21 protein-coding genes are annotated in these 26,147 nt (G+C 68.5%); 14 read left to right on the forward strand and 7 right to left on the reverse strand.

Annotation, left to right across the window (positions count from 1 at the left end; translation table 11 throughout):
- Positions 1-176 precede the first annotated feature (176 nt).
- From J0J01_RS05825 to J0J01_RS05845, 5 genes are all read right to left on the reverse strand, one after another.
- The gene (locus J0J01_RS05825; protein ID WP_296379287.1) at positions 177-3,353 is read right to left on the reverse strand and encodes a CusA/CzcA family heavy metal efflux RND transporter; all 3,177 of its coding nucleotides are present in this window, start codon (positions 3,351-3,353) and stop codon (positions 177-179) included.
- Between the two features lie 7 nt (positions 3,354-3,360).
- Positions 3,361-4,329, reverse strand: a complete 969-nt coding sequence (ihpB, locus tag J0J01_RS05830; RefSeq protein WP_296379288.1) for a divalent metal ion exporter adaptor subunit IhpB — start codon at positions 4,327-4,329, stop codon at positions 3,361-3,363.
- Positions 4,326-5,594, reverse strand: a complete 1,269-nt coding sequence (locus tag J0J01_RS05835; RefSeq protein WP_296379290.1) for a TolC family protein — start codon at positions 5,592-5,594, stop codon at positions 4,326-4,328. Before J0J01_RS05835 ends, ihpB begins: the two co-directional genes overlap by 4 nt.
- A gap of 69 nt (positions 5,595-5,663) precedes the next feature.
- Positions 5,664-5,999, reverse strand: coding sequence for a hypothetical protein (locus tag J0J01_RS05840; RefSeq protein WP_296379291.1), 336 nt, complete (start codon positions 5,997-5,999; stop codon positions 5,664-5,666).
- A 77-nt stretch (positions 6,000-6,076) separates the two neighbouring features.
- Entirely contained in the window at positions 6,077-8,071 is a 1,995-nt protein-coding gene (locus J0J01_RS05845; RefSeq protein WP_296379292.1) for a protein meaA, read from the reverse strand.
- An 80-nt stretch (positions 8,072-8,151) separates the two neighbouring features.
- On the opposite strand from J0J01_RS05845, the gene J0J01_RS05850 reads away from it, so the two are divergent.
- Both J0J01_RS05850 and J0J01_RS05855 read left to right on the forward strand, forming a co-directional pair.
- A complete protein-coding gene (locus J0J01_RS05850; protein WP_296379293.1) occupies positions 8,152-9,348 on the forward strand; it encodes a DUF898 family protein in 1,197 nt (398 codons plus the stop codon).
- Between the two features lie 2 nt (positions 9,349-9,350).
- Entirely contained in the window at positions 9,351-10,433 is a 1,083-nt protein-coding gene (locus J0J01_RS05855; protein WP_296379294.1) for a M48 family metallopeptidase, read from the forward strand.
- A 24-nt stretch (positions 10,434-10,457) separates the two neighbouring features.
- Here the strand turns inward: J0J01_RS05855 and J0J01_RS05860 are convergent, their stop codons facing one another.
- Positions 10,458-11,276 carry a cytochrome c gene (locus J0J01_RS05860; RefSeq protein ID WP_296379295.1) on the reverse strand — a complete coding sequence of 273 codons (819 nt, stop codon included), beginning with the start codon at positions 11,274-11,276 and terminating at the stop codon, positions 10,458-10,460.
- Positions 11,273-12,391 carry a mandelate racemase/muconate lactonizing enzyme family protein gene (locus J0J01_RS05865; RefSeq protein ID WP_296379296.1) on the reverse strand — a complete coding sequence of 373 codons (1,119 nt, stop codon included), beginning with the start codon at positions 12,389-12,391 and terminating at the stop codon, positions 11,273-11,275. The genes J0J01_RS05860 and J0J01_RS05865 overlap by 4 nt, the downstream gene beginning before the upstream one ends.
- A gap of 86 nt (positions 12,392-12,477) precedes the next feature.
- Here J0J01_RS05865 and cimA point away from each other — a divergent pair, with 86 nt between their 5' ends.
- The 12 genes from cimA to hpxZ all read left to right on the forward strand — a co-directional run bounded on the left by cimA (position 12,478) and on the right by hpxZ (position 26,139).
- Complete coding sequence (gene cimA, locus J0J01_RS05870; RefSeq protein ID WP_296379297.1) at positions 12,478-14,124, forward strand: citramalate synthase; 1,647 nt, start codon at positions 12,478-12,480, stop codon at positions 14,122-14,124.
- A 59-nt stretch (positions 14,125-14,183) separates the two neighbouring features.
- Entirely contained in the window at positions 14,184-15,287 is a 1,104-nt protein-coding gene (locus tag J0J01_RS05875; protein WP_296379298.1) for an HlyD family secretion protein, read from the forward strand.
- Positions 15,288-15,381: 94 nt separating this feature from the next.
- Positions 15,382-16,974: a DHA2 family efflux MFS transporter permease subunit gene (locus J0J01_RS05880; protein ID WP_296379299.1), complete on the forward strand. Its 1,593-nt coding sequence runs from the start codon at positions 15,382-15,384 to the stop codon at positions 16,972-16,974.
- 46 nt (positions 16,975-17,020) lie between these two features.
- Complete coding sequence (locus J0J01_RS05885; protein ID WP_296379300.1) at positions 17,021-17,341, forward strand: GIY-YIG nuclease family protein; 321 nt, start codon at positions 17,021-17,023, stop codon at positions 17,339-17,341.
- Positions 17,334-18,098 (forward strand): RNA methyltransferase, encoded by a 765-nt coding sequence (locus J0J01_RS05890; RefSeq protein ID WP_296379301.1) that lies wholly within the window; start codon positions 17,334-17,336, stop codon positions 18,096-18,098. Before J0J01_RS05885 ends, J0J01_RS05890 begins: the two co-directional genes overlap by 8 nt.
- A 167-nt stretch (positions 18,099-18,265) precedes the next feature.
- Entirely contained in the window at positions 18,266-18,688 is a 423-nt protein-coding gene (locus J0J01_RS05895; RefSeq protein WP_296379302.1) for an OsmC family protein, read from the forward strand.
- Positions 18,689-18,882: 194 nt separating this feature from the next.
- The gene (gene rpsD / locus J0J01_RS05900; protein ID WP_296379303.1) at positions 18,883-19,497 is read left to right on the forward strand and encodes a 30S ribosomal protein S4; all 615 of its coding nucleotides are present in this window, start codon (positions 18,883-18,885) and stop codon (positions 19,495-19,497) included.
- A 154-nt stretch (positions 19,498-19,651) separates the two neighbouring features.
- Entirely contained in the window at positions 19,652-20,881 is a 1,230-nt protein-coding gene (locus J0J01_RS05905; protein WP_296379304.1) for an efflux RND transporter periplasmic adaptor subunit, read from the forward strand.
- Between the two features lie 12 nt (positions 20,882-20,893).
- Positions 20,894-24,010 (forward strand): efflux RND transporter permease subunit, encoded by a 3,117-nt coding sequence (locus J0J01_RS05910; RefSeq protein WP_296379305.1) that lies wholly within the window; start codon positions 20,894-20,896, stop codon positions 24,008-24,010.
- A gap of 4 nt (positions 24,011-24,014) precedes the next feature.
- Complete coding sequence (locus J0J01_RS05915; protein WP_296379307.1) at positions 24,015-25,187, forward strand: amidase; 1,173 nt, start codon at positions 24,015-24,017, stop codon at positions 25,185-25,187.
- Positions 25,187-25,738, forward strand: a complete 552-nt coding sequence (locus J0J01_RS05920) for a sugar O-acetyltransferase (RefSeq protein WP_296379308.1) — start codon at positions 25,187-25,189, stop codon at positions 25,736-25,738. The genes J0J01_RS05915 and J0J01_RS05920 overlap by 1 nt, the downstream gene beginning before the upstream one ends.
- Positions 25,735-26,139, forward strand: a complete 405-nt coding sequence (hpxZ, locus tag J0J01_RS05925; protein WP_296379309.1) for an oxalurate catabolism protein HpxZ — start codon at positions 25,735-25,737, stop codon at positions 26,137-26,139. Before J0J01_RS05920 ends, hpxZ begins: the two co-directional genes overlap by 4 nt.
- The last annotated feature ends 8 nt before the right edge of the window (positions 26,140-26,147 follow it).

The raw sequence follows: 26,147 nt of genomic DNA on the forward strand, positions 1-26,147 counted from the left end.
CGGAGGGGTCATGTGCCGCAGCCGTGGCGTGGCTCATGCCCCCTCCGTCGGCCACGCGTTTTCGAGCGAAGCTCGAAAATCGCTCGGACGCCGCCACCTCCCCATGTGAATGGGGAGGAATTCCGAGTCGCTTCAACTCGTCTCGCTCTGTGCCTGCTGCAACAGACAAGGCCGCTCTAGCCTCGGCCCGGGTCGCGATGAATGAGCGAGTAGAGCGCCGGCAGGACGAGCAACGTCAGGATCGTCGATGAGACGATGCCGCCGATGACGACCGTCGCCAGCGGGCGCTGGACCTCGGCACCGGCGCCCGTGGCGATCGCCATCGGCACGAAACCAAGCGATGCGACCAGTGCCGTCATCAGCACGGGTCGCAGCCGCTTGAGCGCACCGTCGCGCACCGCCTCCGCGACCGGCAGGCCGGCCGCCCGACGGCCCTGGATGAAGGAGATGATCACCAGCCCGTTCAGCACGGCGACGCCGCTCAACGCGATGAAGCCCACGCCGGCGCTGATTGACAGGGGAATGTCCCGCAGCGCCAGCGCGGCGACGCCGCCGGTGAGCGCCAGCGGCACGCCGGAGAAGACCAGCAGCGCATCGGCGACCGAGCGAAGGCTGGTCGCGAGCAGCATGAAGATCAGCAGCAGCGCCGCCGGCACCACAACCGCCAGCCGCTCCGACGCCGCGACGAGCTGCTCGAACTGGCCGCCCCAGCCGATCCAGTAGCCGGCCGGCAGCTTCACCTTCTGCGCCACCTCGCGCTGGACCTCGGCGACGAACGAGCCGAGGTCGCGGTCGCGCATATTCGCGGTCACCACGACGCGGCGCTTGCCGTTCTCGCGGCTGATCTGGTTGGGGCCCGGCGCGATGTCGAGCTCGGCCACCGCCGACAGGGGAACATAGGGGAAGACGGTTCCCGCGACGGCCTGCGCGATCGGCTTGCGACTGAAGTCGGAGCCGCCCGTCGCCTGCTGCGGCAGCGGCACCGGCAGCGACGCCAGCGCATCGAGGTCGAGGCGCAGCCGCTCGGGCAGGCGAACCACGATGTCGAAGCGCCGGTCGCCCTCGAACATCAGGCCGGCCTGCTTGCCGCCGACCGCGATCTCCACCACCTCCTGCAGCTCGGCCAGGGTGATGCCGTAGCGCGCCAGCGCCGCGCGGTTGGGCTTGATGGTGAGCATGGGCAGGCCCGTGACCTGCTCGGTGCGGACGTCGGCCGCGCCCGGCACCGCCTTCAGGACCGCTTGCACCTTCGCGGCAAGCCCGAGGAGCGTGTCGAGGTCGTCGCCGAAGATCTTGATGCCGAGGTCGCTGCGCACGCCGGAGATCAGCTCGTTGAAGCGCATCTGGATCGGCTGGGTGAACTCATAGTTGTTGCCCGGGATCTCGGCGACGCGCCTGGCCATCGCCTCCACCAGGTCGGCCTTCGGCCGCGCCGGATCGGGCCACTGCGCGCGCGGCTTCAGCAGGATGAAGTTGTCCGCGACGTTGGGCGGCATCGGATCGGTGGCGATCTCGGCCGTGCCGATCTTGGCGGCGACCTCCTTGACCTCGGGAAATTCCAGCAGCGCCTTCTCGAGCGCGTTCTGCATCTGGACCGACTGGGTCAGGCTGGTGCCCGGGATGCGCAGCGCATGCATGGCGATGTCGCCCTCGTCGAGCGACGGGATGAACTCGCCGCCCATGCGCGACGCCGCCACGCCGGCCGCGACCACCAGCAGCAGCGCCAGCGAGATCACGACGATGCGCAGCCGGATCGCCATCTCCAGCACCTGCCTGTAGAGCCGCGACGCGGCGCGCATGAAGAGGTTCTCCCGTTCGGCGACTCGACCGGTCATCAGGAGCGCCACCGCGGCGGGCACCAGCGTGACCGACAGGATCGCGGCCGCCCCCAGCGCCAGCAGCACGGTCAACGCCATCGGCGTGAACATCTTGCCCTCGACTCCGGTGAGCGTGAGGATCGGCAGGTACACGACGCCGATGATCACCGTGCCGAACAGGCTCGGGCGGACGACCTCGCGCGCACCCGCGAGGATCGTCTCGAACCGCTCGGCGCGCGACAGGATGCGGCCGCGGCGGTGCTGCTCCTCGGCGAGCAGGCGCAGGCAGTTCTCGACCACGATCACCGCGCCGTCGACGATGATGCCGAAGTCGATCGCGCCGAGGCTCATCAGGTTGGCGCTGATGCGATTCTCGACCATGCCGGTGATGGTGACCAGCATGGACAGCGGGATGACGGCGGCCGTCACCAGCGCGGCGCGGAAGTTGCCGAGGATCAGGAACAGCACCGCGATGACCAGCAGCGCGCCTTCGAGCAGGTTCTTCACCACCGTGTCGATGGTCGCGTCGACCAGCCTGGTGCGGTCGTAGATCGGCCGCGCCACGATGCCGTCGGGCAGCGAGCCGGCGATCTCGTTCAGCTTGGTCGCCACCTTCTGCGCGGCCGCGCGGCTGTTCTCGCCGATCAGCAGCATCGCGGTGCCGATCACGGTCTCGGTGCCGTTCAGGCTCGCTGCGCCGGTGCGAAGGTCGGTGCCTTCCCGCACCTCGGCGACGTCGGCGATGCGGATCGGGTTGCCGGCGCGCGTCGCGACGACGATGTCGCCGATCTCGGCGGCGCTCGCGACCTGGCCGGGCGTGCGCACCAGATACTGCTCGCCGTTGCGCTCGATATAGCCGGCGCCGACATTGGCGTTGTGTAGCGTCAGCGCCGCGGTGATGTCGTGGAAGGCGAGCCTGTAGGCGACCAGCCGCGCCGGATCGGGCAGGACGTGGAACTGCCGCTCGTAGCCGCCGATGGCATTGACCTCGACGATGCCGGGGACGGTGCGAAGCTGCGGCTTGATGATCCAGTCCTGGATCGTCCGCAGGTCCATCGCGGTATAGGCCTCGCCGCCAGGCTTGCGCGCGTCGGGCCGGGCCTCGACGACGTACATGAAGATCTCGCCGAGGCCGGTGGACACCGGTCCCAATGAAAGCTCGATGCCGGCGGGCAGCTTGTCCCTGGCCTGCTGCAGGCGCTCGCTCACGAGCTGGCGGGCGAAGTAGATGTCGGTGCCGTCCTTGAACACCACGGTGATCTGGCTGAGCCCGTAGCGCGACAGCGAGCGCGAGTAGTCGAGCTTCGGCAGCCCGGCCATCGCGGTCTCCAGCGGGAAGGTGATGCGCTGCTCGACCTCGAGCGGCGAATAGCCGGGCGCCTCGGCGTTGACCTGGACCTGCACGTTGGTGATGTCGGGCACGGCATCGATCGGCAGGCGGGTGAAGTTCCAGGCGCCGAGCGCGCCGACGGCGAGCGCCACGAAGACGACGAGCCAGCGATTGTGGATCGAGAAGGCGATCATACGGTCGAGCATGGCGGCCTCAGTGCTCGTGCCCGGCGTCGGCCTTGCCCAGTTCCGCCTTGACGACGAAGCTGTTGCGCGCCGCGTAGGTCTCGCCGGCCTTCAGCCCGGCCTTGATCTCGATCCAGTCGGGATCGCGGTCGCCGAGCTGCACCTTGCGCGCCTCGAAGACCTCGCCGTTGCGCACGAAGACGACGGTCTGGCCTTCGACGGTCTGGATCGCGCTGGCGTGAACGGCGACCTCGACCCGCTGCGCCGCCATCAGGACCCGCCCGACCATGAACAGACCGGGCCGCAGCCGGCCGCCGTTCGGGACGACCGCCCGGGCGGTGAAGCTCTGCGTGTCGGCCGCGCCCAGCGGCGAGATGTAGCCGATCTTCGCCTCGATCGCGGGGCCGCCATCGTCGACCTCGATCGACACCGCGTCGCCTGCCCGCACGCGTGCGCTGTCGCGGCGATGGACCGAGAAATCGACCCACATGGTCGACAGGTCGGCGACGGTGAAGAGCGGCTTCTGCTCGGACGCGAACTCGCCCAGGGTGCCGTCGCGGTCGATCACCGTGCCGTCGATCGGCGCCTTCAGCTCGAATACCGTCAGGCTCTGGTTGCTCTCCACCGTGGCGAGGATCTCGTCCTTGGCGACCCGATCCCCCAGGCGCTTGCGCATGCTGCGGATGACGCCGGGGAACCGCGACGTCACCTTCACCAGCGCTTCCTGGTTGGGCTGGACCAGGCCAGCCAGCCGCAGCCGCTCGTGCAGCTCCTGCGGCCCTGCCTGGAGCAGCTCGATACCGGCTTCGGCAACCTGCTTGTCGGTCAGCTTGGCCGCGTCCTCGTGACCGTGCGCCTCGCCTTCGCTGGGGTCATGGTCGGCCTTGGACGCGACGGGTTTCGAGGCGTTGATGGCGCCCTGCAGATACCTGCCCGAGAAGCCGAGGATCGCGAGACACACCAGCCCCGCCACGGCCCATCCGAGAAAGCGCATCATCTGGTCCTCATCTGCGCCGGGACGGCGGCACTGCCGGTCAAGCCCTCGATCGTGGCGAGGGAGGTATGGAGCATGTTGAGCGCGTCGTGCTCCATCAGCTCGGCATCGGCGACGCGCTGATAGGCATCGAGGATCTCCAGCACGGTGAAGCGGCCCTGCTCGTAGCCCGTTTCGATGGTCGATAGCGTGCTGCGCGTCGCCGGCAGCACGGTGCGCCGCAGCAGGTCGATCTGCTGCAGCGCGCTGGCGGCGGTGTCGTAAGCCTTGCCGACCGTCACGATCAGCGTGAGCCGGTTGATCTCGCGCTCGGCTTCCGTGCGCTGCGCCAGTTCCTGCGCCTCGCGAATGCCGCCGCGGTTCTGGTCGAGCACGGGGATCGGCATCGAGATGCCGAGACGCAGGGCATTCTCCGGCGTGTCGCCGTAGCGTCGCCAGCCGACCGATGCCGTGACGTCCGGCACCGCCTTGAGCCGCGCCGACAGCAGGTCGGCGTCGCGCCGCGCGCGGACGGCGGTCCAGCGCATGAGCTGCGGGTTGTCGGCGATGGCCTTGACGATGGCGTCGAACGGCGCGAGCCGCGGCATCCCGCCGAGGTTGCCCGAGACGGCGGTGAAGTCGGGCGTGTCGAGGCCCATCAGGACGCCAAGCTCGCGCTGCGCCAGGCTCTGCGCGACCCGTGAGCGCTCGCGTTCGAGCCGGGTGAAGCCGATCGCGCCCTGGATCTTGGTTACCTCGGCCGGCGAGGAAGCTCCGGCCTCGAGGCGCCGCTGCATCAGCGGCACCAGCCGCTCCAGCGCCGCGACATGGCGATCGAGCAGGGCGATGCGGCGTTGCGCGGCCAGCGCGCCGATGAAGGCGACGGTGGCTTCCGACAGCAGCTCCAGGCGCGTGGCTTCGCGCTCGTAGCGCGCGGCATCGTAGTCGCCCAGCGCGGCGGCGACCCGCGCATCGCGCTTGCTGCCGAGCTCGACGAGCTGGCTGAGCAGCAGCGTGGTCTCCACCGCCTGCCCCGGGACCGAGCCGCTCGGTGCGAAGTTGTCGACGTCGAAGCCGACCGACGGATTGGGCAGCGCCCCGGCCTGCTGGCGCCGCCCGTGGCTCATGGCGATGGTGCGGTCGGCCGCGGCGAGCCGCGGATTGACCGCCACGACCCGCTGCAGGGTCTGCGGCAGGGTGAGGGTGGACGCCCGTTGAGTCTGGGCGGCAACAGGAGACGCGCAGACGACAGCAGTCGCGCAAAGCGTCCAGACGGCACGAAGAAACATGATGAACCTGCAAACCGATAAATCCGCACGCGCCCCCGCGACGGCGGGCGCGCAGTCAGGCGATCGGAATCAGGCTCGGGGAGGCGGACCGACGGTCGGTTGTTGGAACGTCGAGACGTGCAGGATCGTGCCCGCGGGAACGTCCCGCACGACCGCGACACCCGGTTCGGCCGGCACGGAGACGGCAAGCGAGGCCACGGCGCAGGTGTGACACTTTTCGACAGCGGCGAGGCCGCTCGATGGCGACTTGCCCGCGTCGTCGTCCGTCTTCATCGACAAGGATACCAGCTCGACGACATTGGCGCTTGTGGCGTCGCAGACATGGAACGTCGTCACCAACGCCACGGCGAAGGCGCAGATCAGGCGCAGGGCCCGATCGACAAGCGAGAGACGGCTGTTCCGCACGCGCGACTCTTAGAGTTGGTCCCGTCCGTTACACAATCACGTTGGTGCCCGAATCCCGGGCCGCGCGCATGGGACTTCTAAGCCGCTTCCTTCCAGGCGCTGTCCACCACCTGGACGATGTCGCGCATGATCTGCGTCAGGTCGAAGTCCTTGGGCGTGTAGACGCGCGCGACGCCGGCCCTGGTCAGCAGCTCGGCGTCGGCCGGCGGGATGATGCCGCCGACCACCACCGGCACGTCGGCGATGCCGGCCTTGGCGAGGCCCGCCAGCACGTCCTGCACCAGCGAGACATGGCCGCCCGACAGGATCGACAGGCCGACCACATGCACGCTCTCCTCGAGCGCGGCATTGACGATGCGCTCGGGCGTCAGCCGGATGCCCTCGTAGACGACCTCCATGCCGCAGTCGCGGGCGCGCACGGCGATCTGCTCGGCGCCGTTGGAATGGCCGTCGAGGCCGGGCTTGCCGACCAGGATCTTGATGCGCCGGCCGAGCCGCCGCGACACCGTCTCGACCTCGCGCCGCGCCGCCTCGAGGCGGCCGTCGGTGACGCCGATCGCGCGCGCGACGCCGGTCGGCGCGCGGTACTCGCCGAACACCGTGCGCAGGGTCTCGGTCCATTCGCCGGTGGTGACGCCCGCCTGGGCGCAGGCGATCGAGGCCGGCATGACGTTGCGGTCTTCCTTCGCCGCTGCGGTCAGGTCGGCGAGGGCGGCTTTCACCGCGGCGCCGTCGCGCTCGGCGCGCCAGGCGTTCAGGCGCTCGACCTGCTCGCGCTCGACCGAGGCGTCGACGGTGAGGATCGCGCCGTCGCCGCCGCTGAGCGGCGAGGGCTCGCCCTCGGTGTAGGCGTTGACGCCGACCACCGTCTGCTCGCCCGATTCGATGGCGGCGAGGCGCTTCAGGTTCGACTCGACCAGCCGCTGCTTCATGTAGGCGGAGTCGACTGCCGCGACCGCGCCGCCCATGTCGGCGATGCGCTGCATCTCGGCCAGCGCCTCGGCCTTGAGCTGCTCGACCTTCTTGGCGATCTCCAGGCTGCCGTCGAAGATGTCGGCGTATTCCAGGAGGTCGGTCTCGAAGGCCACGATCTGCTGCAGGCGCAGCGACCATTGCTGGTCCCACGGCCGCGGCAGGCCGAGCGCCTCGTTCCAGGCGGGAAGCTGCACCGAGCGGGCGCGGGCGTTCTTGCTCATCACCACGGCCAGCATCTCGAGCAGGATGCGGTAGACGTTGTTCTCCGGCTGCTGCTCGGTCAGGCCGAGCGAGTTCACCTGCACGCCGTAGCGGAACAGCCGCTGCTTGGCGTCGACGACGCCGTAGCGGGTGTGGGTGATGTCGTCCCACAACTCGGCGAAGGCGCGCATCTTGCAGATCTCGGTGACGAAGCGGATGCCGGCGTTCACGAAGAACGAGATGCGGCCCACCACCTGCGGGAACTCGGACTCCGGCACCTGGCCGCGGCTGCGCACCGCGTCGAGCACGGCGATCGCGTTGGCGAGCGCGAAGGCCAGCTCCTGCATCGGCGTCGCGCCGGCTTCCTGCAGGTGATAGCTGCAGACGTTCATCGGGTTCCACTTGGGAACCTCGCGATAGGTGAAGCCGATCGTGTCGGCGGTCAGCCTGAGCGACGGCTCGGGCGGGAAGATGTAGGTCCCGCGGCTCAAGTACTCCTTGATGATGTCGTTCTGAGTCGTGCCCTGCAGCCTGGCGCGCTCGACGCCCTCAGCCTCGGCGGCGGCGATATAAAGAGAGAGCAGCCACGCCGCCGGCGCGTTGATGGTCATCGACGTGTTCATGCGGTCGAGCGGGATGCCGTCGAACAGCGTGCGCATGTCGCCGAGATGGCTGATCGGCACGCCGACCTTGCCGACCTCGCCCTTGGCCAGCGGATGGTCGCTGTCGTAGCCGGTCTGGGTCGGCAGGTCGAAGGCGACCGACAGGCCGGTCTGACCGCGCGCCAGGTTCTTGCGGTAGAGCTCGTTGGACTTGGCGGCCGTGGAATGGCCGGCATAGGTCCGGATCAACCAGGGCCGGTCTTTGGGAGGTTGGTCGCGGGTCGGCTTGGTCATGGTGTAAACTGCGTACACCGAACAATGCTGCGGCGCAGCATAAAGTTTCGCGTTGCAGCTTGAGGGACGGGGATCCTTTCGTGACCGACATTTCAGCCCCCTGGGGTCAGCCCGAGGGACAGCCGGTGGCTCAACCGACCGCGGTTGCGGCCCAGCCGGACCTGACCCCGAGCCGCCCCGTCTACGACGGCCAGTTGAGCGAGCTCTACGGCATCTATCTGCGCCATCTCACCCTGATGGTGCTGACGCTCGGCTGGTCGCGCTTCTGGGGCCGCACCCGGCTGCGGCGCTATCTCTGGAACCATGTCTCGATCCTGGGCGACCGCTTCGAGTATCGCGGCCGCGGCATCGAGCTGTTCCTGGGCTTCGTGTTCGTGCTGGTGATCCTCGGCCTGTGGGGCGGCCTGATGTGGCTGGTCTGGGAGTTCGTCTTCCACGAGGTGACGCTGCCCGGCCTGGGCTTCCTCAATCTCTTCTATCTGTCGATCGCCTTCATCGGCATCCCGCTCGCCTTCGTCGGCCAGTATGCCGGCCTGCGCTACCGGCTCACGCGCACGCGCTGGCGCGGCGTCCGCTGCGGCATGGCGGGCTCGGCCTGGAGCTATGGCGGGCTCGCCACGGTGATGAACATGGCCAATGCCATGACCGGCCAGCTGCTGACGCCGCTGGTGTCGGTCACCCTGGCGAAGCCGCGGCTGGCCAACGCCTTCCTCGGCACCCTGCGTCTCGACTTCGCGGGCCGTGCCGGCGACATCTACGGCCGCTACATCGGCTATTACTTCCTCAACATCGCCGCGTGGGGGCTGGTGATCGTCGTCGGCATCACGGCGGTGACCCTGGGCGGCGAGCGTCTCGGCCTGACGGGCGAGGCGTTCGCCGAGCTCTTCACCTCGTTCAGCCTGCGCACCGTGCTGATCCTCGTGATCGGCTTCTTCGTCCTCTACACGCTGTTCGGGCTGATGATCCTGCCGCTGCGCTGCTGGTGGCAGGCCTACCTGCTGCGCTACCTGGTGGCGCGCACCCGCGCCGGCAACGTGCTGTTCGCCACGGCGGTCAGCACGCGGCAGATATGGGGCTTCCTGGTGCTGAACTACCTGATCGTCGTGATGACGCTGGGGCTCGGCTGGCCGTGGGTGATGCACCGCACGCTGCGGCTGATCTCGCGCCAGCTCTGGATCTACGGCGCGCCCGACGGGGCCGCGGTCGGCCAGCCGTCCGACCGCGGCCCGCGCTTCGGCGAGGGCCTGCTCGACATGTTCGACGTCACGGGCTTCTGAGCATGGCCTCCGCCCGCTACTACGACGGCAAGCTGGCGATCGCCCGCGAGGTCGGCGTGCGCGCCGGCAGCCACGAGCTGATCGTCACCGATGCCGACGGCACCGCCGTGGTCGCGCGCTGGCCCGCCGCCGAGCTCGAGGTGCTGGGCGACACCGAGCACGAGAAGGCGCCGCCGGTGATCCGCCGCGGCGAGGAGGCGCGGCTGGTGATCGAGGACGCCGAGCTGCGCCGCCAGCTCGCCCAGTTGATCCCGGCGCTGGCGCCGCTCGGCCGGCCGCGCGCCAGGGCGGTGCCGCGCATTGCCCTGTTCGGTGCCACGCTGGCGGCGGCGATCGGCCTGTTCTGGCTGGCGATCGATGTCGGCAGCAGCACCCTCGCGCCCTACGTGCCGTACGAGTTGCAGCACCGGCTGGGCGCGAGCGTCGCCGACGACCTGATCGGCGAGCAGAAGCAGTGCTACGGCGCCGGGCTCGCCGTGATCAACCGCCTCGCCAACCGCCTTGCCGAGGCCGCCGACTATCCACATCCGGTCGAGGTGCATGTGGTGGAGGGCGGGCCGGTCAACGCCTTCACCCTGCCGGGCGGCATCCTGGTTTTCTATTCCGACCTGATCGACAAGGCGCACAGCGGCAACGAGGTGGCCGGCGTGCTGGCGCACGAGATGGGCCATGTCGTGCACTACCACGCGATCAAGGGGCTGGCGCGGCAGTACGGTATGGAGCAGTTGCTGAAGGCGATGACCGGCGGCTTCTCCGACCTCGGCACGATCGGGCAGGGCGGCAGCCTGCTGCTGGCGCTGCGCAACGGCCGCTCCTTCGAGCGCGATGCCGACGCCACCGGGGTCGAGCTGCTGCAGAAGCTCGGCCTGCGCGCCGACGGCATCGCCGGCTTCTTCGAGCAGATGCTGAAGGACCAGCCGCACGATGCGGCGGCGACGGTCGGCATCTGGTCGAGCCATCCGCCGACTGCCGAGCGCATCGCCGCCACCCGCCAGCCTGCCACCGGCAAGCCGGCCTTCAGCGATGCCGAATGGCGGTCTCTTCGCGCAATTTGCGGTGGAACGAATTCACCGCAACGTCGATAGCCGCGATGCACGCCAGCGCACCGGCTAGTTACGCGCCTTGTAGGTCAGCCAGGCGATGACGGCCTCCATGTCCTCGTCGCTCAGCACTTCCTCGTTGAAGCTCGGCATCTTGCGGTCGGGCCAGTCGCGCACCTGCTTGGAGCTGCGCAGGAACTTGCGGAACGCCAGCGGCTGGAAATAGTCGACCGGGTTCATCGGCTGGCCGAGGTCGGGACCCTGCTCGCCCTGGCCCGCGCCCTTGAAGCGATGGCAGGAGATGCACAGCGCCACGTAGCGGTCGAGCCCGCGCCGCGCCGGATGGGTCGCCGGCAGGCTTTCGGCGACCTCGAGCGACGGCCAGCGCAGGTAGGGGCTGTCGGCGACCTCGATCGCGGCGAGCTTGTAGACCCAGTATTCCGGGCTGATCTCGCCGGGCTTCGCGTCCTGCCAGACGATGAAGAAGGGGGCCGCCGTCTCCTTGCCCTTCTCGGGCATCGCCGGCCACGGCCGCGCCGGGTCCTCGACCGCCAGATACGCGTGCGGGCTGGCGCTGCCGGGCCTGAGCAGCAGCCGCAGCGGGATGCCGATCGAGAATTTGTCGGTCGCGACGAAATCGACATAGTCCTTCGGGTCGAGCTCGAGGCCCTTCAGCAGCTCCGGCACCGGGATCGCCCGGTAGCTCATCGTCCGGCCGTAGACCGAATCGCGGGCGATCGTGATGTCGCGGGCCAGCGGGCTCGCCAGCAGGTCGGCGGCGCTGAAGGTCTTGCTGCCCTTGCGGTCGGCGATCTTGAGCGACTGCGCCTCGGCGACCGCGGCGAACAGCAGGCTGAGGAAGAGGGCGACGAGGCCGTGACCGATCATGCGGTCATACTTTGCCCGCCGATGCGATGATCCTTCAAGACTTCCGGACGGAAGGCGAGCCCGTGGCCCGGCCGTTCGGGCGGCGTCATTGTACCATTCGTATCCGGCAGGATCGGCGCGATCCACAGATCGTCGTTCCAGTCCATGTACTCGAGATAGCTCGCGTTGGGGATCGACGCGAGCAGGTGGACCATCTGCTCGTGGAACAGATGCGGCGCGACGGTGATGCCCCACGGCTCGGCCGCGGCGGCGATCTTGCGCAGCTCGCTGTAGCCGCCGCGCATCGGGTCGGGCTGCAGGATCGGCACGCCGGGATGCTCGAGGAAGGGCCTGAGGTCGTTGCGCGTGAAATGGCTCTCGCCGCCGACCACGCGGGTGCGCAGCGCCGCCGCGATCCGGCGGTAGCCGGCGAAGTCCTCGGCCACCACCGGCTCCTCCAGCCAGTAGGGGTCGTACTCGTCGATGCGATGGCCGGCCTGGATCGCGGTGTCGGCGTCCCAGCCCATGTTGACGTCGATCATGATCTCGATGCCGCCGCCCATCGCCTCGCGCATCGCCTTGACGTTCAGGACGTCCTCGCGCCACGGCCGGATGTGGGCGACCTGCATCTTGATCGCCGTCAGGCCCATCGCCGTGAACTCCTTGGCGCGGGCGATCATGCCGTCGCGGCCGAGGCCGCGGAAGCAGCCCGAGCCGTAGGCCGGCACCTTGGCGCGAGCGGCCCCCCACAGCCGGAACAGCGGCAGGCCGGCGCGCTTGCCGACGATGTCCCACAGCGCCATGTCGACGGCGCTCTGGGCGAACACCGTGACGCCCATGCGGCCGAGCCAGAAGTTGTTCTTGTAGAGCGTCTGCCAGATGCCCTCGATCTCGGTGGCGTCGCGGCCCAGCACGTGCGGCGCGACCAGCTCCTTCATGCAGGCGTCGATGGTCTGCAGACCGCCGCGCAGCGGATGCAGGTAGCTCATGCCGGTGAGGCCGCCCTGGGTCTCGATCTCGAGCACGTAGATTTCGCGCGGCCCGGGCGGCACGACGCCCGCCGCCGGCGGCGCGCCGCGCCACGGAACGCGCAGCAGGGTCGAGCGCAGATGGGTGATGGTCGTAGGCGTGGTCATGTCGGTTTCTTTCCCGGATTCTTGTCGAGGGCCAGGCTGCAACGCCATCTGTCTTTCCGCCCCGTGGACATTATGATGCCGGCGTCATGACCTCGTCCAACCGCGTCTACCTGTTCGACACCACCTTGCGCGACGGCGCCCAGACCCAGGGCGTCGACTTCACCGTCGCCGACAAGGCGGCGATCGCGCGCGAGCTCGACCGGCTCGGCATCGACTACATCGAGGGCGGCTGGCCGGGCGCCAACCCGACCGACGACCGCTTCTTCGCCGATCCGCCCGAATTCCAGAACGCGAAGTTCGTGGCCTTCGGCATGACGCGGCGCGCCGGCCGCAGCGCCGCCAACGATCCCGGTCTCAACGCCATCCTGCAGACCAGAGCGCGCACCGTCTGCATGGTCGGCAAGACCTGGGACTTCCACGTCGACGTGGCGCTCGAGCTCGATCGCAATGAATACGTCGACATGATCGGCGATTCGATCGCCCACGCGAAGAGCCGCATGGACGAGGTGATGTTCGACGCCGAGCATTTCTTCGACGGCTACAAGGCCAACCCCGACTACGCGATGGCTTGCCTGAAGGCGGCCGAGGCCAACGGCGCGCGCTGGCTGGTGCTGTGCGACACCAACGGCGGCACCCTGCCGCACGAGATCGAGCGCATCGTCGGCGACGTGGTGAAGACCATTCCCGGCGACCGCCTCGGCATCCACACCCACAACGACACCGAGAACGCCGTCGCCAACACCTTGGCCGCCGTGCGTGCTGGAGTTCGCCAGGTGCAGGGCACGATCAACGGGCTGGGCGAGCGCTGCGGCAATGCCAACATGATCTCGCTGATCCCCAACCTCGTGCTCAAGATGGGCTTCGAGACCGGGCTGAAGGAGGGCGCGCTGCAGCGGCTGACGCATCTGTCGCGACTGCTCGACGATCGCCTCAACGTCGGCACCAACCGCAGCGCCGCCTATGTCGGCACGCGCGCCTTCGCGCACAAAGGCGGCCTGCATGTCTCGGCCGTCGAGAAGGACCCCAGGACCTACGAGCACGTCGATCCCGAGACGGTCGGCAACCAGCGCATCATCGTGGTCAGCGATCAGGCCGGCCGCTCCAACATCATGGCGCGCTTCCGCCAGATCGGGCTCGAGGTCGATGCGAAGAATCCGGGCGTCGCTCGGCTCCTCGAGATCGTCAAGGAGCGCGAGGCCGAGGGCTATGCCTATGACGGCGCCGATGCCTCGTTCGAGCTGCTGGCGCGGCACGAGCTGCATACCGTGCCCGACTACTTCGCGCTGCAGAGCTTCCGCGTTTTGGCCGAGCGGCGGGTCAATGCCCGCGGCCAGTTGATCGCGCTCTCGGAGGCGACGGTGAAGCTCGACATCGCCGGCCGCCGTGCCATGGAGGTGGGCGAGGGCAACGGCCCTGTGAATGCCTTGGATGCTGCGCTGCGAAAGGCTTTGATCCCGGTCTATCCGGGCTTGGCCGACATGCGGCTGGTTGACTTCAAGGTGCGCATCCTCGACTCCGCCGGCGGCACCGCAGCGACCACCCGAGTCATGATCGAAAGCGCCGACGGCAAGGGCCGCTGGTCGACCATCGGCGTGTCGCCCAACATCGTCGACGCTTCCTACAACGCGCTCTACGACGCGATCACCTACAAGCTGTTCAAGGACGGCGCGGCGCCGGCAACCGGTGGCGGCCAAGGAAACGGTACGGTCGGCAGTACTGCTACCCCGACGTAGCCAGCCATGTTGCGCCGTCAGTTGACGGTCGGGTTACGTCGGCAGACCATATATAGAGAATGGACGGAGAGCAGCTTCAGCCGCAGGCCCCGCCGATCGCGGTGACTGTCGCGCGCCGCCCGCGCGTGGGCGGGCGCGTGCTGGCGCGGGTCTTCATGTGGTCGCTGCCGTTCCTGGCCGCCGCCATCGCGCTGTTCTTCTGGCTGGGCGCCGGCCGTTATGTCGAGACCGACAACGCCTACGTCAAGGGCGACCGGGTCTATATGGCCACCGAGCTCAGCGGCCCGATCGTCGAGGTGGCGGTGCGCGAGAACCAGCACGTCTCGCGCGGCCAGCTGATCTACCGGCTCGACGACACGCCCTACCGGCTGGCGCTCGCCAAGATCGAGTCCGACATCGACATCCAGCGCGCCGAGATCCGATCCTTGCGCGCCCAGTGGCGCACCAAGCGCGAGGACATCAAGGCGGCGCAGAGCCAGCAGACCTACGCCCAGGCCGACTTCGAGCGTCAGAAGGACCTCGCCGATCGCAAGTTCGCGCCGGTCGCCAAGCTCGACGAATCCCGCATGGGCGCCGAGGTGGCGCGCCAGCGCATCTCCTCGCTCGAGGAGGACCTGCAGCGCATCGAGGCGCAGCTCGCCGGCGATCCCAAGATCCGCGTCGACGACCATCCCAGGGTCAAGCAGATGCTGGCGGCGCGCCAGGAGGCGCTGCTGAACCTGCGCCGCACCACCATCGAGGCGCCGATCGACGGCATCGTGTCCAAGGTACTGGTGCCGGGCAGCTTCGCAGTGATGGGCGTGCCGTCGGTCGCCGTGGTGGCCGATTCGGACCTGTGGATCGAGGCCAACTTCAAGGAGACCGAGCTCACCCGCGTGCGGGTCGGCCAGCCGGTCACCATCCTGATCGACACCTATCCCGACGTGAGGTGCACCGGCAAGGTGACCTCGCTCGCCTCGTCGACCGGCGCCGAGTTCGCCGTGCTGCCGCCGCAGAACGCGACCGGCAACTGGGTCAAGGTGGTGCAGCGCATCCCGCTCCGCACCTCGGTGCAGTGCTCCGAGGGCGCGCCGCCGCTGCGCGTCGGCATGAGCACGACCATCGAGATCGACACCGGCCACCGCCGCAGCTTCGCCGACCTGCTCAAGAGCATCGGTTTGTGATGTCTTCGCTGGGAGCGCGCGACTCCAGTCGCGCTCATATGCTCTCGCGATCGACGAAAATGAGCGCCACTGGAGTGGCGCGCTCCCAGCCCTGATGGACGCCGACCAGCTTCGCCGCCGCCGCTGGCTGACCGTCGTGGTCATGATGGCCACGATCATGCAGGCGCTCGACGGCACCATCGCCAACGTGGCGCTGCCCAACATGCAGGGCTCGCTGTCGGCGACCCAGGAGCAGGTCGCCTGGGTGATCACCTCGTATATCGTGTCGGCGGCGATCGCGACGCCGCTCGCCGGCTTCTGCGCCGTGCGCTTCGGCGTGCGGCGCATCCTGGTCTCTTCGGTGATCGGCTTCACGATCGCGTCGATGCTGTGCGGCGCCGCCCAGACGCTGCCGCAGCTCGTGGCGTTCCGCACCCTGCAGGGCATCTGCGGCGCTGCCCTGGTGCCGCTCAGCCAGGCGCTGATGATGGATGCCTACAGCCGCGAGGAGCAGGGCAAGGCGATGGCGATGTGGGGCGTCGGCACCATGCTGGGCCCGATCAGCGGCCCGACGCTCGGCGGCTGGCTGACCGACGAGTATTCCTGGCGCTGGGTGTTCTACATCAACCTGCCGGTCGGCATCCTGTGCGCGATCGGCCTGATGATCCTGGTCAAGAACAAGGCGAGCGACAATCCGCGGCCATTCGACCTGCTCGGCTTCACCCTGCTGGCGATCGCCATCGGCACCTTCCAGCTGATGCTCGACCGCGGCGAGACGGTCGACTGGTTCGGCTCGAAGGAGATCATCGTCGAGGCGGTGGTGGCTGGCGTGGCGGCCGCGATGTTCGTGCTGCACATGCTGACCGACGACCATCCGTTCCTGCCGCGCGACCTGTTCCGCGACCGCAACCTGATGTTGGGCATCATCTTCACCGCCGTCACCGGCCTGCTGATGATCGTCACGGCGACGCTGCTGCCGCCCTTCCTGCAGCAGCTCAAGGGCTATCCGGTGTTCACCACCGGCATCGTCATGGCGCCGCGCGGCATCGGCACCATGATCTCCATGTTCGCGGTGTCGCGCATGATCGGCCGGGTCGATGCGCGCTGGCTGATCGCGATCGGCCTGATGCTCTGCGGCGTGTCGCTCTACGACATGACGCTGTTCACGCTCGATGTCGACGAATGGCGCATCATCTGGAACGGCTTCCTGCAGGGTGTCGGGCTGGGGCTGGTGTTCCCGCCGCTGACCACGCTCGCCTTCGCCACGGTGCCGCTGCGCGTGCGCACCGAGGGCGCGGCGCTGAACGCGCTGATGCGCAATCTCGGTGCCTCGATCGGCGTCGCCGCGCTGGTCGCGCTGCTCGACCGCAACGTCCAGATCAACCGCTCGGAGATCGCCGAGCACCTGACGCCGTTCAACCCGTTCTGGCGGTTCGGCTACGTCCCGATGCAGAACGGCGTGCCGATCAGCCGCGAGCGGCTGATCGACTACTGGACGCCGATGACGGGCGGCTTCCCGTTCGGCTCGGTGCCGACCGACGATCCCAACAAGCTGATCGGCATGTGGGCCGAGGAGCTGAACCGCCAGGCCGCGACCATCGCCTACCTCAACGATTTCCGGGTGCTGGCGGTCTCGGCCATCCTGTTCATCCCGCTGCTGTTCTTCATGCGCCGCCAGGCCATGCTGGCCCGCCCGAGCCGACGCTAGCTTCGGCTGTCATCCCGAGCGTAGCGAGGGATCCTTAACCCCATACATGCCGACGTACTGGACCTGCATCCTGACGAACGCCGCCCGAAACGTTATCTATGTCGGCGTGACGAACGATCTTGAAAAGCGCGTTGCAGAGCATCGGGATGGAAGGGGCGGCCTCTTCACCCGGCGTTACAACGTGCACACTCTCGTCTATGCCGAAGAGCACGAACAGATCGGCGACGCGATTGCGCGCGAGAAGGAGATGAAAGATTGGCGGCGCTCAAAGAAGGACGCGCTGGTGGATGACTCCGGCTTGGGCGGATCTTCCTGCGTTTGGCGGCTTGAAAGATCCCTCGCGGCGCTCGGGATGACAGATGGCTAAGGCAGCGAAAGGGCGGGCCACTGCGGGCGCCGCGCCGGTGATCATCCTGGTGCGGCCGCAGCTCGGCGAGAACATCGGGATGGCGGCGCGCGCCATGCTGAATTGCGGTCTTTCGGAGCTGCGTCTGGTGGCGCCGCGCGACGGCTGGCCCAATGACAAGGCGCAGCGCGCCGCGTCGGGCGCCGACGTGGTCCTCGACCAGGCCAAGGTGTTCGACAGCGTGGCCGAGGCGGTGAACGGCCTGCAGCGCGTGGTCGCCACGACGGCGCGCACCCGCGAGCTGGTGCAGCGCATCGTGACGGCGCGCCGTGCGGCGGCCGATATGCGCGACTGGATCGCCTCAGGCGAGCGGGTCGGCATCCTGTTCGGGCCCGAGCGCACGGGGCTGGAGAACGACGACGCGGTACTGGCCGACACCGCGCTCACCATCCCGCTCAATCCGCAGTTCTCGTCGCTCAACGTGGCGCAGGCCGTGCTGCTGGTCTCCTACGAATGGATGACCTCGGGCGATGCCTCGCCCGAGGAGCGGATGTCCGACCATGCAACGCGGCCCGCGACCAAGGACGAGCTGCAGAACCTGTTCGACCATCTCGAGCGCGCGCTCGACCAGTCGGGCTTCCTGCGCCACAAGGCGATGCGCCCGGCGATGGTGAACAACCTCAGGGCGTTGCTGCAGCGCGCCACCATGACCGAGCAGGAAGTGCGCACCTTCCACGGCGTCATCAAGTTCCTGAGCAAGGGCGAGCACGAGGATTGACGTCGCCGCAGCCTCTGCGACGGCGTCTCCCCGGAGCGCTCGCGGCCGCGCAGTGCATCAGGCCCAGCGCTGGAGATCGTGCCGGGGCTCTCCCGAGGGTGCACGCCGCCCGGTGAAGAGGGTAGTGTCCGCCGCGACACGATACTGCCCTTGTTCACGGAGCCCGCATGTCCACCACCGCCAAGATCTCCTGGGTCGACGGCGCCCTGTTCGTCGCCGAAGGCGGCAGCGGCCACACCATCACCATGGGCGGCGCCCCCGATGTCGGCGGCCGCAATTTGGCCTCTCGGCCGATGGAGGTGATGCTGATGGGCATGGGGGGCTGCACGGCGATCGACGTCGTGTCGATGCTCCGGAAGCAGCGCCAGGACATCGAGGGCGTCGAGGTCTCGCTGGTCGCCGAGCGGGCCGACGACCATCCCAAGGTCTTCACCGAGGTGAAGCTGGTCTACACCGTGCGCGGCCGGAAACTGAGCCGGCCGCTGATCGAGCGGGCGGTCGGCCTGTCGGACGAAAAATACTGCTCGGCGACGGCGATGTTCAAAAAGACCGCCAAAGTCACCCATGAGGTCGTGCTGGTCGAGATCTAAGCCCTTGATCCGGCAGCAATAACCGCCGCTTGACTGGCGCGGTTTCGCCAGTATGTTCCGCGCTTCTTCCGGAGAACGTGGTTGTGGGTCGCCAATGTCCATTTGGCGGACCCCCATCCCGCCTCGCCAAGGCGCCTGTAAACAGGCGCTGGGCGGATCAGGCCTATCCGGACACAACAGCGAAGGAGCATCGCGTGAGCAAGCGCGAGAATTCGAAGTACAAGATCGACCGCCGCCTCAGGGTCAACCTGTGGGGCCGTCCGAAGTCCCCGATCAACAAGCGCGAATACGGCCCCGGCCAGCACGGCCAGGGCCGCCAGAAGCCGACCGACTATCGCCTGCAGTTGATGGCGAAACAGCGGCTCAAGGGCTACTATGGTTCGGTGTCCGAACGGCAGCTCCGCCGCTACTACCTCGAGGCGGTCCGCCGCCGCGGCGACACGGGCGAAAACCTCGTCGAGATCCTCGAGCGCCGCCTGGACGCCGTGATCTACCGCATGAAGTTCGCCATCACCGTGTTCGCCAGCCGCCAGCTGGTCAGCCACGGCCACGTGAAGGTCAACGGCCGCCGGGTGAACATCGCGTCGTACCTCGTGAAGGACAACGACGTGATCGAGCTGACGAGCAAGGCCAAGGAGATGGTCCGGGTCCTCGAAGCGACCCAGTCGGCCGAGCGCGACGTGCCGGAATATGTCACGGCGGACCACAAGGACATGAAGGGCACCTTCGTCCGCGGTCCCAAGCTGGCCGACGTGCCGTACCCGGTGCAGATGGAGCCGTCCCTGGTCGTCGAGTACTACAGCCGCTGATCGGACGCTTTTCCCGAGATTCCAACGAAAAACCCGCCCCTCTGTGGCGGGTTTTTTGCATCACAATCCCGCAGACACAGCGGGTTGTTACTGTGCTGGCCGGGCGGGCCGTCTATAATTCCGCTCGGGGGTTTGGGGCTTTCGGGAGTTCTCGATGCGTTTGGTCCGTTGGGCGGTCCTCGCTGTGGTGGCGGTCGTGCTCTGTGGCGCGGCTTGGCAGTACCGCTCGGAGGTGGCGCAGAGGCTCGGCCTCGGCACGCCGGCCAGCGCTGCCGAGAGCGGCTCGAGCCCTGCAGCCTCAGCGCAACCGCAGGGCCGGCGCGGGCGGGCCAATCTCGGCGGCCCGATTCCCGTCGTCACGACGGCGGTCGTGCCCAAGTCGATGCCGATCGTCGTCGAGGCCGTCGGCACGGTGCAGGCGATCGCCTCCGTCCAGATCAAGCCGCGCCTCGACAGCCAGATCATGAAGCTGCTGGTCGAGGAGGGCGCCCTCGTCAAGGAAGGCGACCTGCTGTTCGAGCTCGACCAGCGCACACTCAAGGCCCAGCTCGCCCAGATCGAGGCGCAGATCCGCAAGGACCAGGCGCAGGTCGCCCAGGCCAAGCGCGACACGGTGCGCTCCGAGGACCTGGTGTCCAAGGGCGCGGCGACGGTGGTCGCGCGCGACACCAACATGACGGCGCTGAAGGCGGCCGAGGCGCAGCTCGAATCCGACGAGGCGATGCGCCAGAACATCCTCGCCCAGCTTTCGTACACCGAGATCCGCGCGCCGGTGTCGGGCCGCATCGGCTCGATCCCCAACAAGGTGGGCACGACGGTGCGCGTCGCCGACAACACCGCGACGGCGGTGCTGGCGACCATCAACCAGGTCGATCCGATCTACGTGCAGTTCGCGATCCCGCAGGTCTACCTGCCCGAGCTGCGGGCGGCGATGGCCAAGGCGCCGGTGGTCGTGAATGCCATCGTCGACGAGCGCCACAAGCAGTCGGGCGCGGTCGCCTTCATCGAGAACACGGTCGATCCGATGACCGGCACGGTGATGGCCAAGGCCAAGATCGCCAACGCCAACGAGGGCCTGTGGCCCGGCCAGTTCATCAAGGCCGAGATCGTGCTGGGCGTCGAGAGCAGCGCGCTGCCGGTGCCGGCGCCGGCCGTGATGCTGGGCCCGCAGGGGCCGTACGTCTTCGTGGTGAAGGGCAACGTCGCCGAGGTCCGGCAGGTCAGCGTCAAGCGCACCCAGGCGGGGGAGACGGTGGTCGGCACCGGCCTCAGCGCCGGCGAGCAGGTCGTCGTCGACGGCCAGCTCCGCCTGGTCAACGGCGCTGCGGTCGCGCCCAAGCCGGCAACCAACGAGGCCCCCAAGGCCCCCGCGCCGCGCGGCTAGGGAGCGCCCTCGATGTCCGCGATCTGCATCCGCCGCCCGGTGATGACCATCCTGGTGATGGCGTCGTTCATCATTGCCGGCATCTTCGGCTACAAGCAGCTTCCCGTCGCCGCCGTGCCGCGCGTCGACTTCCCGACCATCCAGGTCACCGCCCAGCTTCCGGGCGCCTCGCCGGAGACGATGGCGGCCTCGGTCGCCACCATCCTCGAGCGCCAGTTCTCGACCATCGCCGGCGTCACGACGATGACCTCGACGTCGTCGCTGGGGAACACCTCGATCGTCCTGCAGTTCGACCTCAACCGGAACATCGACGGTGCCGCCCTCGACGTCCAGTCGGCGATCTCCTCGTCGCTGCGCCGCCTGCCGCCCGAGCTGCCGACGCCGCCCAGCTTCCGTAAGGTCAACCCGGCGGACTACGCGATCATGTTCCTGTCGCTCAGCTCCTCGCAGGTGCGGCTGAGCGACATCGACGCCTTCGCCAACCGCTCGATCCTGCCGCGCATCTCGACCCTGCCGGGCATGGCGCAGGTGCTGATCTTCGGCAGCCAGAAGTACGCCGTGCGGGTGCGCGCCGACCTCGACCAGCTCGCGGTGCGCGGGCTGACGCTGAACGAGCTGCAGAGCGCCATCGTCGCGGCCAACTCGACCAAGCCGCTCGGCGCGATCGCCGACCAGCGCCAGAACGCCATCCTCGACGCCACCGGCCCGATCAACAAGGCGGCCGACTACAATCCGGTCATCGTGTCGTTCCAGAACGGCGCGCCGGTGCGCATCTCCGACGTCGCCACCGCGATCGACAGCGTCGAGAACGACAAGGTGGCGAGCTGGCTGAACGGTACGCGCGCCATCCTGCTGGCGCTCTACCGCCAGCCCGACGCCAACACCGTGCAGGTGATCGACCGCGTCAAGGCGATGCTGCCGGCGATCGAGGCCGAGCTGCCGAGCGGCGTCACCATCGAGATCCTGAACGACCGCTCGGTGTCGATCCGCGACGCCATCGAGGACGTCGAGTTCACGCTCTGCCTCGCCGGCATCCTGGTCATCACCGCGATCTACTTCTTCCTGCGCAGCTTCCGCGCCACGCTGATCCCGGCGATCGCGCTGCCGATCTCGGTGATCGGCACCTTCGCCGGCATGTTCGTGCTCGGGCACTCGATCGACAACATCTCGCTGCTGGCGCTGACGCTCGCGGTCGGCTTCGTGGTCGACGACGCGATCGTCATGCTGGAGAACATCGTCCGCCACATCGAGGCGGGCGAGAAGCCGATGGACGCCGCGTTCAAGGGCTCCAAGGAAGTCGGCTTCACCATCGTGTCGATGACGCTGTCGCTGGTCGCGGTGTTCATCCCGGTGCTGTTCATGGGCGGCGTGGTCGGCCGCATGTTCAACGAGTTCGGCATGGTCATCTCGATGGCCATCCTGATCTCGGGCATCGTGTCGCTGACCCTGACGCCGATGCTGTGCTCGCGGCTCCTCAAGCCGATCGACCATCACGAGAAGCACAATTTCCTGCTGCGCTCCTTCGAATGGAGCTTCAACAGGGTCACCGAAGGCTACAGCTGGGCGCTCCGGCGCACCGTCCGGATGCCGCGCCTGGTGCTGGCGGTGACGCTCAGCACCTTCGTGATCACCGCGATCCTGTTCCAGAACATCCCCAAGGGCTTCTTCCCGACCGAGGATATCGGCCAGCTCAGCGCCTCGACGGTCGGGCCCGACGATGCCTCGTTCGACGCCATGGTGGCGCGCCAAAGCGTGCTCGCCGAGGTCATCAGGCGCGATCCCGACGTGGTGTCGGTGATGTCGACGGTCGGCGGCGGCAATGCCGCCAACACGGTGAACTCGGGCCGTATCTTCGTCACCCTGCGCAACAAGCCGGAGCGCAAGGACACCTCGCAGCAGGTGGTCGCGCGACTGCGCCGCGCGACCGCCGCGGTGCCGGGCATCAACATCTATTTCCAGTCGGTCCAGTCGATCAACATCGCGACCACCCAGACGCGCGCACAGTACCAGTTCGGCATGCGCTCCAGCGACCTCGCGGCGCTGCGCCAGTTCGCGCCGCTGATGGAGGAGCGCATGAAGCGCATCCCCATCATCCTCGACGTCAACTCCGACCTGCAGGTGCGCGCCCGGCAGACCTCGATCGAGGTCGACCGCGACGTCGCCTCGCGCCTCGGCCTGTCGGTCGACCAGATCCGCCTGCTGCTCTACTCGGCCTTCGGCACGCGCCAGATCTCGACCATCTACGCGCCCGACGACACCTACCAGGTCATCCTCGAGGCCGATCCCAGGTACGCCGACGTCAACGAGGTGCTGCGCAAGATCATGATCCGCACGCCGACCGGCGCGATGGTGCCGCTCGACACGGTGGCGAAGAAGACCGACAAGCCGACCTCGCTCACGGTCAACCACATCGCACAGCTGCCGGCGGTCATGATCTCGTTCAACCTCGGGCAGGGCATTGCGCTCGGCGAGGCGGTCAAGGCGATCCAGGAGGTGGCGGCCGAGGTCGGCCTGCCGGCGCAGATCGCCACCAGCTTCGAGGGCAGCGCCCAGGTCTTCCAGCAGGCGGTCGCCAACCAGGGCATGCTGCTGTTCGCGGCGGTGCTGGTGATCTACATCATCCTCGGCATCCTGTACGAGAACTTCATCCATCCGCTGACCATCCTGTCGGGCCTGCCGTCGGCCGGCATCGGCGCGCTGCTGACGCTCGAGCTGTTCGGCATGGATCTCTCGGTCATCGCCATGATCGGCATCGTCATGCTGATCGGCATCGTGAAGAAGAACGCCATCATGATGGTCGATTTCGCGCTGGTGCGGCGCGCCCAGGGCGCCTCGGCCCAGGACGCGATCGTCGAGGCCGCGGAGCTGCGCTTCCGGCCGATCATGATGACCACGACCTGCGCGCTGCTCGGCTCGCTGCCGATCGCCATCGGCGCCGGCGCCGGCGCCGAGCTGCGCCAGCCGCTGGGCGTCACCGTGGTCGGCGGCCTCCTGGTGTCGCAGTGCCTGACGCTGTTCATCACGCCCGTCGTCTACATCTGGTTCGACCGGCTGCTCGGCGTGAAGTTCGGCGAGCTGCGGATCTTCGGCGGCAAGCGCAAGCAGGGCACCACCCAGCCAGCGGAGTAGCGCCATGAGCGACGACATCGGCGCCTTCGTGCCCGGCCCGCGGGTACGGATCGAGGGCCGCGCGGGCGGGCCGCTGTCGGACCTGACCTTCGCCGCCAAGGACCTGTTCGACGTCGCCGGCGTGCCGACCGGCGGCGGCAATCACGACTGGCCGACCGGCCGGCCGATCCCGACGCGGCATTCCTGGGCGGTGCAGACGCTGCTCGATGCCGGCGCCGCCCTGATCGGCAAGACCGTCACCGACGAGGTCTCGCTCGGCATCCTGGGCGAGAACGCCTTCGACGGCACGCCGAAGAACGTCCGCGCGCCGGGCCGCGTGCCCGGCGGCTCGTCCTCCGGCTCGGCGGCCGCCGTGGCCGCGGGCCTCTGCGACACCGCGCTGGGCACCGACACCGGCGGCTCGGTGCGCGTGCCGTCGAGCTTCTGCGGCCTCTACGGCATCCGGCCGACGCACGGCCGGATCGACACGACCGGCATGATGCCCCAGGCGCCGACCTCCGACACCACCGGCTGGTTCGCGCGCGATGCCGCGACCTTCGCAAAGGTCTCGGCGGCGATGCTGGGCGAGCCGATCCCGCGGGCGCTGCCGACCAGGCTGGTGATCGCGGTCGACACCTTCGGCTTCGCCGATGCCGGCGTCGCACAGGCGCTACGTCCGACGGTGACCCGGCTGGCCGAGCTGGTCGGCCACAGCCGCGAGGACATCATGGCGCCGCAGGGCCTCTCGACCTGGGCGATGGCGCAGCGCAGCCTGCAGCCGGTCGAGGCCTGGAACACCTTCAAGACGTGGCTCGACGAGCGCAATCCGCGCTTCGCCTTCTCGGTCGCCCGCGCCCTGGTGCAGGGCTCGATGGTGTCCGCCGCCGATCAGCGCTGGGCCAGCCTGATGCGCCAGGAGGCGCGCGGGCGGATGGCGCATCTGCTGCCCGAGGGCACCATCCTGTGCCTGCCGACCACGCCGTTCCCGGCGCCGCCGGTGGGACAGAAGCTGTCCGTGCTCGATCCGCTGCGCGACCGCATCACCTGTCTTTGTGCGCAGGGCGGACTTGCCGGCCATCCGCAGGTCAGTCTGCCCGGCGCAACGGTTGACGGATTGCCGGTCGGTCTGTCCATCATCGGTCCGCGCGGCAGCGACGCCAGCCTGGTGGCCGTGGCGCGCGCGCTGGCGGAGGGTTAGTGCCGACCGAGAAGCAGAAGATGCTTGCGGGCGAGCTCTATGTGGCGACCGGCGAGGAACTGGCGGCTGACGGCCGGCGCGTCGCGGAGTGGATGGACCGCTACAACGCCTCGATCGCCCGCACCCAGCGCGACTATCCCGCGATGCTGCGCGAGCTGCTCGGCGAGGTCGGCGAGGGGGCCTACATCCGGCTGCCCTTCCATTGCGACTACGGCTACAACATCAGCCTGGGCCGCGGCGTCTTCCTCAACTTCAACTGCGTGATCCTCGACGTCGTGAAGGTGGCGATCGGCGACGGCACGCAGATCGGCCCCGGCGTGCAGATCCTCACCGCCGACCATCCGCGCGATCCGGCGCGACGGCGCGCCGGCCTGGAGCTCGGCCCGCCCGTCACCATCGGCCGGAACGTGTGGATCGGCGCCGCGGCGATCATCCTGCCAGGCGTCACCGTCGGCGACGATGCGATCGTCGGCGCCGGCGCCGTGGTGACGCGCGACGTGCGCAGCGGTGCTACGGTGGTGGGCAATCCTGCGAAAGAGCGTGCCGCGTGACCGATCTCACCCCGAACATCCCCGAAGTCGTCGCCGAGGTATCGGCTCTCTTCGAGCGCTACGAGCAGGCGCTGATCGACAAGGATGTCGAGGTGCTCGATTCGACCTTCTGGCGGAGCCCGCACACCATCCGCCTCGCCAATGCCGAGCACGGCTACGGCTTCGATCGCATCCATGCCTTCCGCGTCGCGCGGCCGCCCGGACCCGGCACCAAGGAGAAGCGGCTGCGCCTCGACATCGTCACGCTGGGCCGCGACCTTGCGACGGTCTCGCTGGTCTACAAGGTCCGCGGGCAGGACAAGACCGGGCGGCAGACCCAGACCTGGGTGCGCTTCCCCGATGTCGGCTGGAAGGTGATCCACGCCCACGTCTCGATGATCGCGGAGCAGCCGGTTTTGTAAGGAGTAGG

The sequence above is a fragment of the Reyranella sp. genome (assembly GCF_017305915.1).
In the GTDB taxonomy this organism is placed as follows: domain Bacteria; phylum Pseudomonadota; class Alphaproteobacteria; order Reyranellales; family Reyranellaceae; genus Reyranella.

Coding starts and splice junctions, on each gene's coding strand:
- J0J01_RS05825 (WP_296379287.1), bottom strand. CDS start 3,353: ATGCTCGACCGTATGATCGCCTTCTCGATCCACAATCGCTGGCTCGTC.
- ihpB (WP_296379288.1), bottom strand. CDS start 4,329: ATGATGCGCTTTCTCGGATGGGCCGTGGCGGGGCTGGTGTGTCTCGCG.
- J0J01_RS05835 (WP_296379290.1), bottom strand. CDS start 5,594: ATGTTTCTTCGTGCCGTCTGGACGCTTTGCGCGACTGCTGTCGTCTGC.
- J0J01_RS05845 (WP_296379292.1), bottom strand. CDS start 8,071: ATGACCAAGCCGACCCGCGACCAACCTCCCAAAGACCGGCCCTGGTTG.
- J0J01_RS05855 (WP_296379294.1), top strand. CDS start 9,351: ATGGCCTCCGCCCGCTACTACGACGGCAAGCTGGCGATCGCCCGCGAG.
- J0J01_RS05860 (WP_296379295.1), bottom strand. CDS start 11,276: ATGATCGGTCACGGCCTCGTCGCCCTCTTCCTCAGCCTGCTGTTCGCC.
- J0J01_RS05865 (WP_296379296.1), bottom strand. CDS start 12,391: ATGACCACGCCTACGACCATCACCCATCTGCGCTCGACCCTGCTGCGC.
- cimA (WP_296379297.1), top strand. CDS start 12,478: ATGACCTCGTCCAACCGCGTCTACCTGTTCGACACCACCTTGCGCGAC.
- J0J01_RS05875 (WP_296379298.1), top strand. CDS start 14,184: ATGGACGGAGAGCAGCTTCAGCCGCAGGCCCCGCCGATCGCGGTGACT.
- J0J01_RS05880 (WP_296379299.1), top strand. CDS start 15,382: ATGGACGCCGACCAGCTTCGCCGCCGCCGCTGGCTGACCGTCGTGGTC.
- J0J01_RS05885 (WP_296379300.1), top strand. CDS start 17,021: ATGCCGACGTACTGGACCTGCATCCTGACGAACGCCGCCCGAAACGTT.
- J0J01_RS05890 (WP_296379301.1), top strand. CDS start 17,334: ATGGCTAAGGCAGCGAAAGGGCGGGCCACTGCGGGCGCCGCGCCGGTG.
- J0J01_RS05895 (WP_296379302.1), top strand. CDS start 18,266: ATGTCCACCACCGCCAAGATCTCCTGGGTCGACGGCGCCCTGTTCGTC.
- J0J01_RS05905 (WP_296379304.1), top strand. CDS start 19,652: ATGCGTTTGGTCCGTTGGGCGGTCCTCGCTGTGGTGGCGGTCGTGCTC.
- J0J01_RS05910 (WP_296379305.1), top strand. CDS start 20,894: ATGTCCGCGATCTGCATCCGCCGCCCGGTGATGACCATCCTGGTGATG.
- J0J01_RS05915 (WP_296379307.1), top strand. CDS start 24,015: ATGAGCGACGACATCGGCGCCTTCGTGCCCGGCCCGCGGGTACGGATC.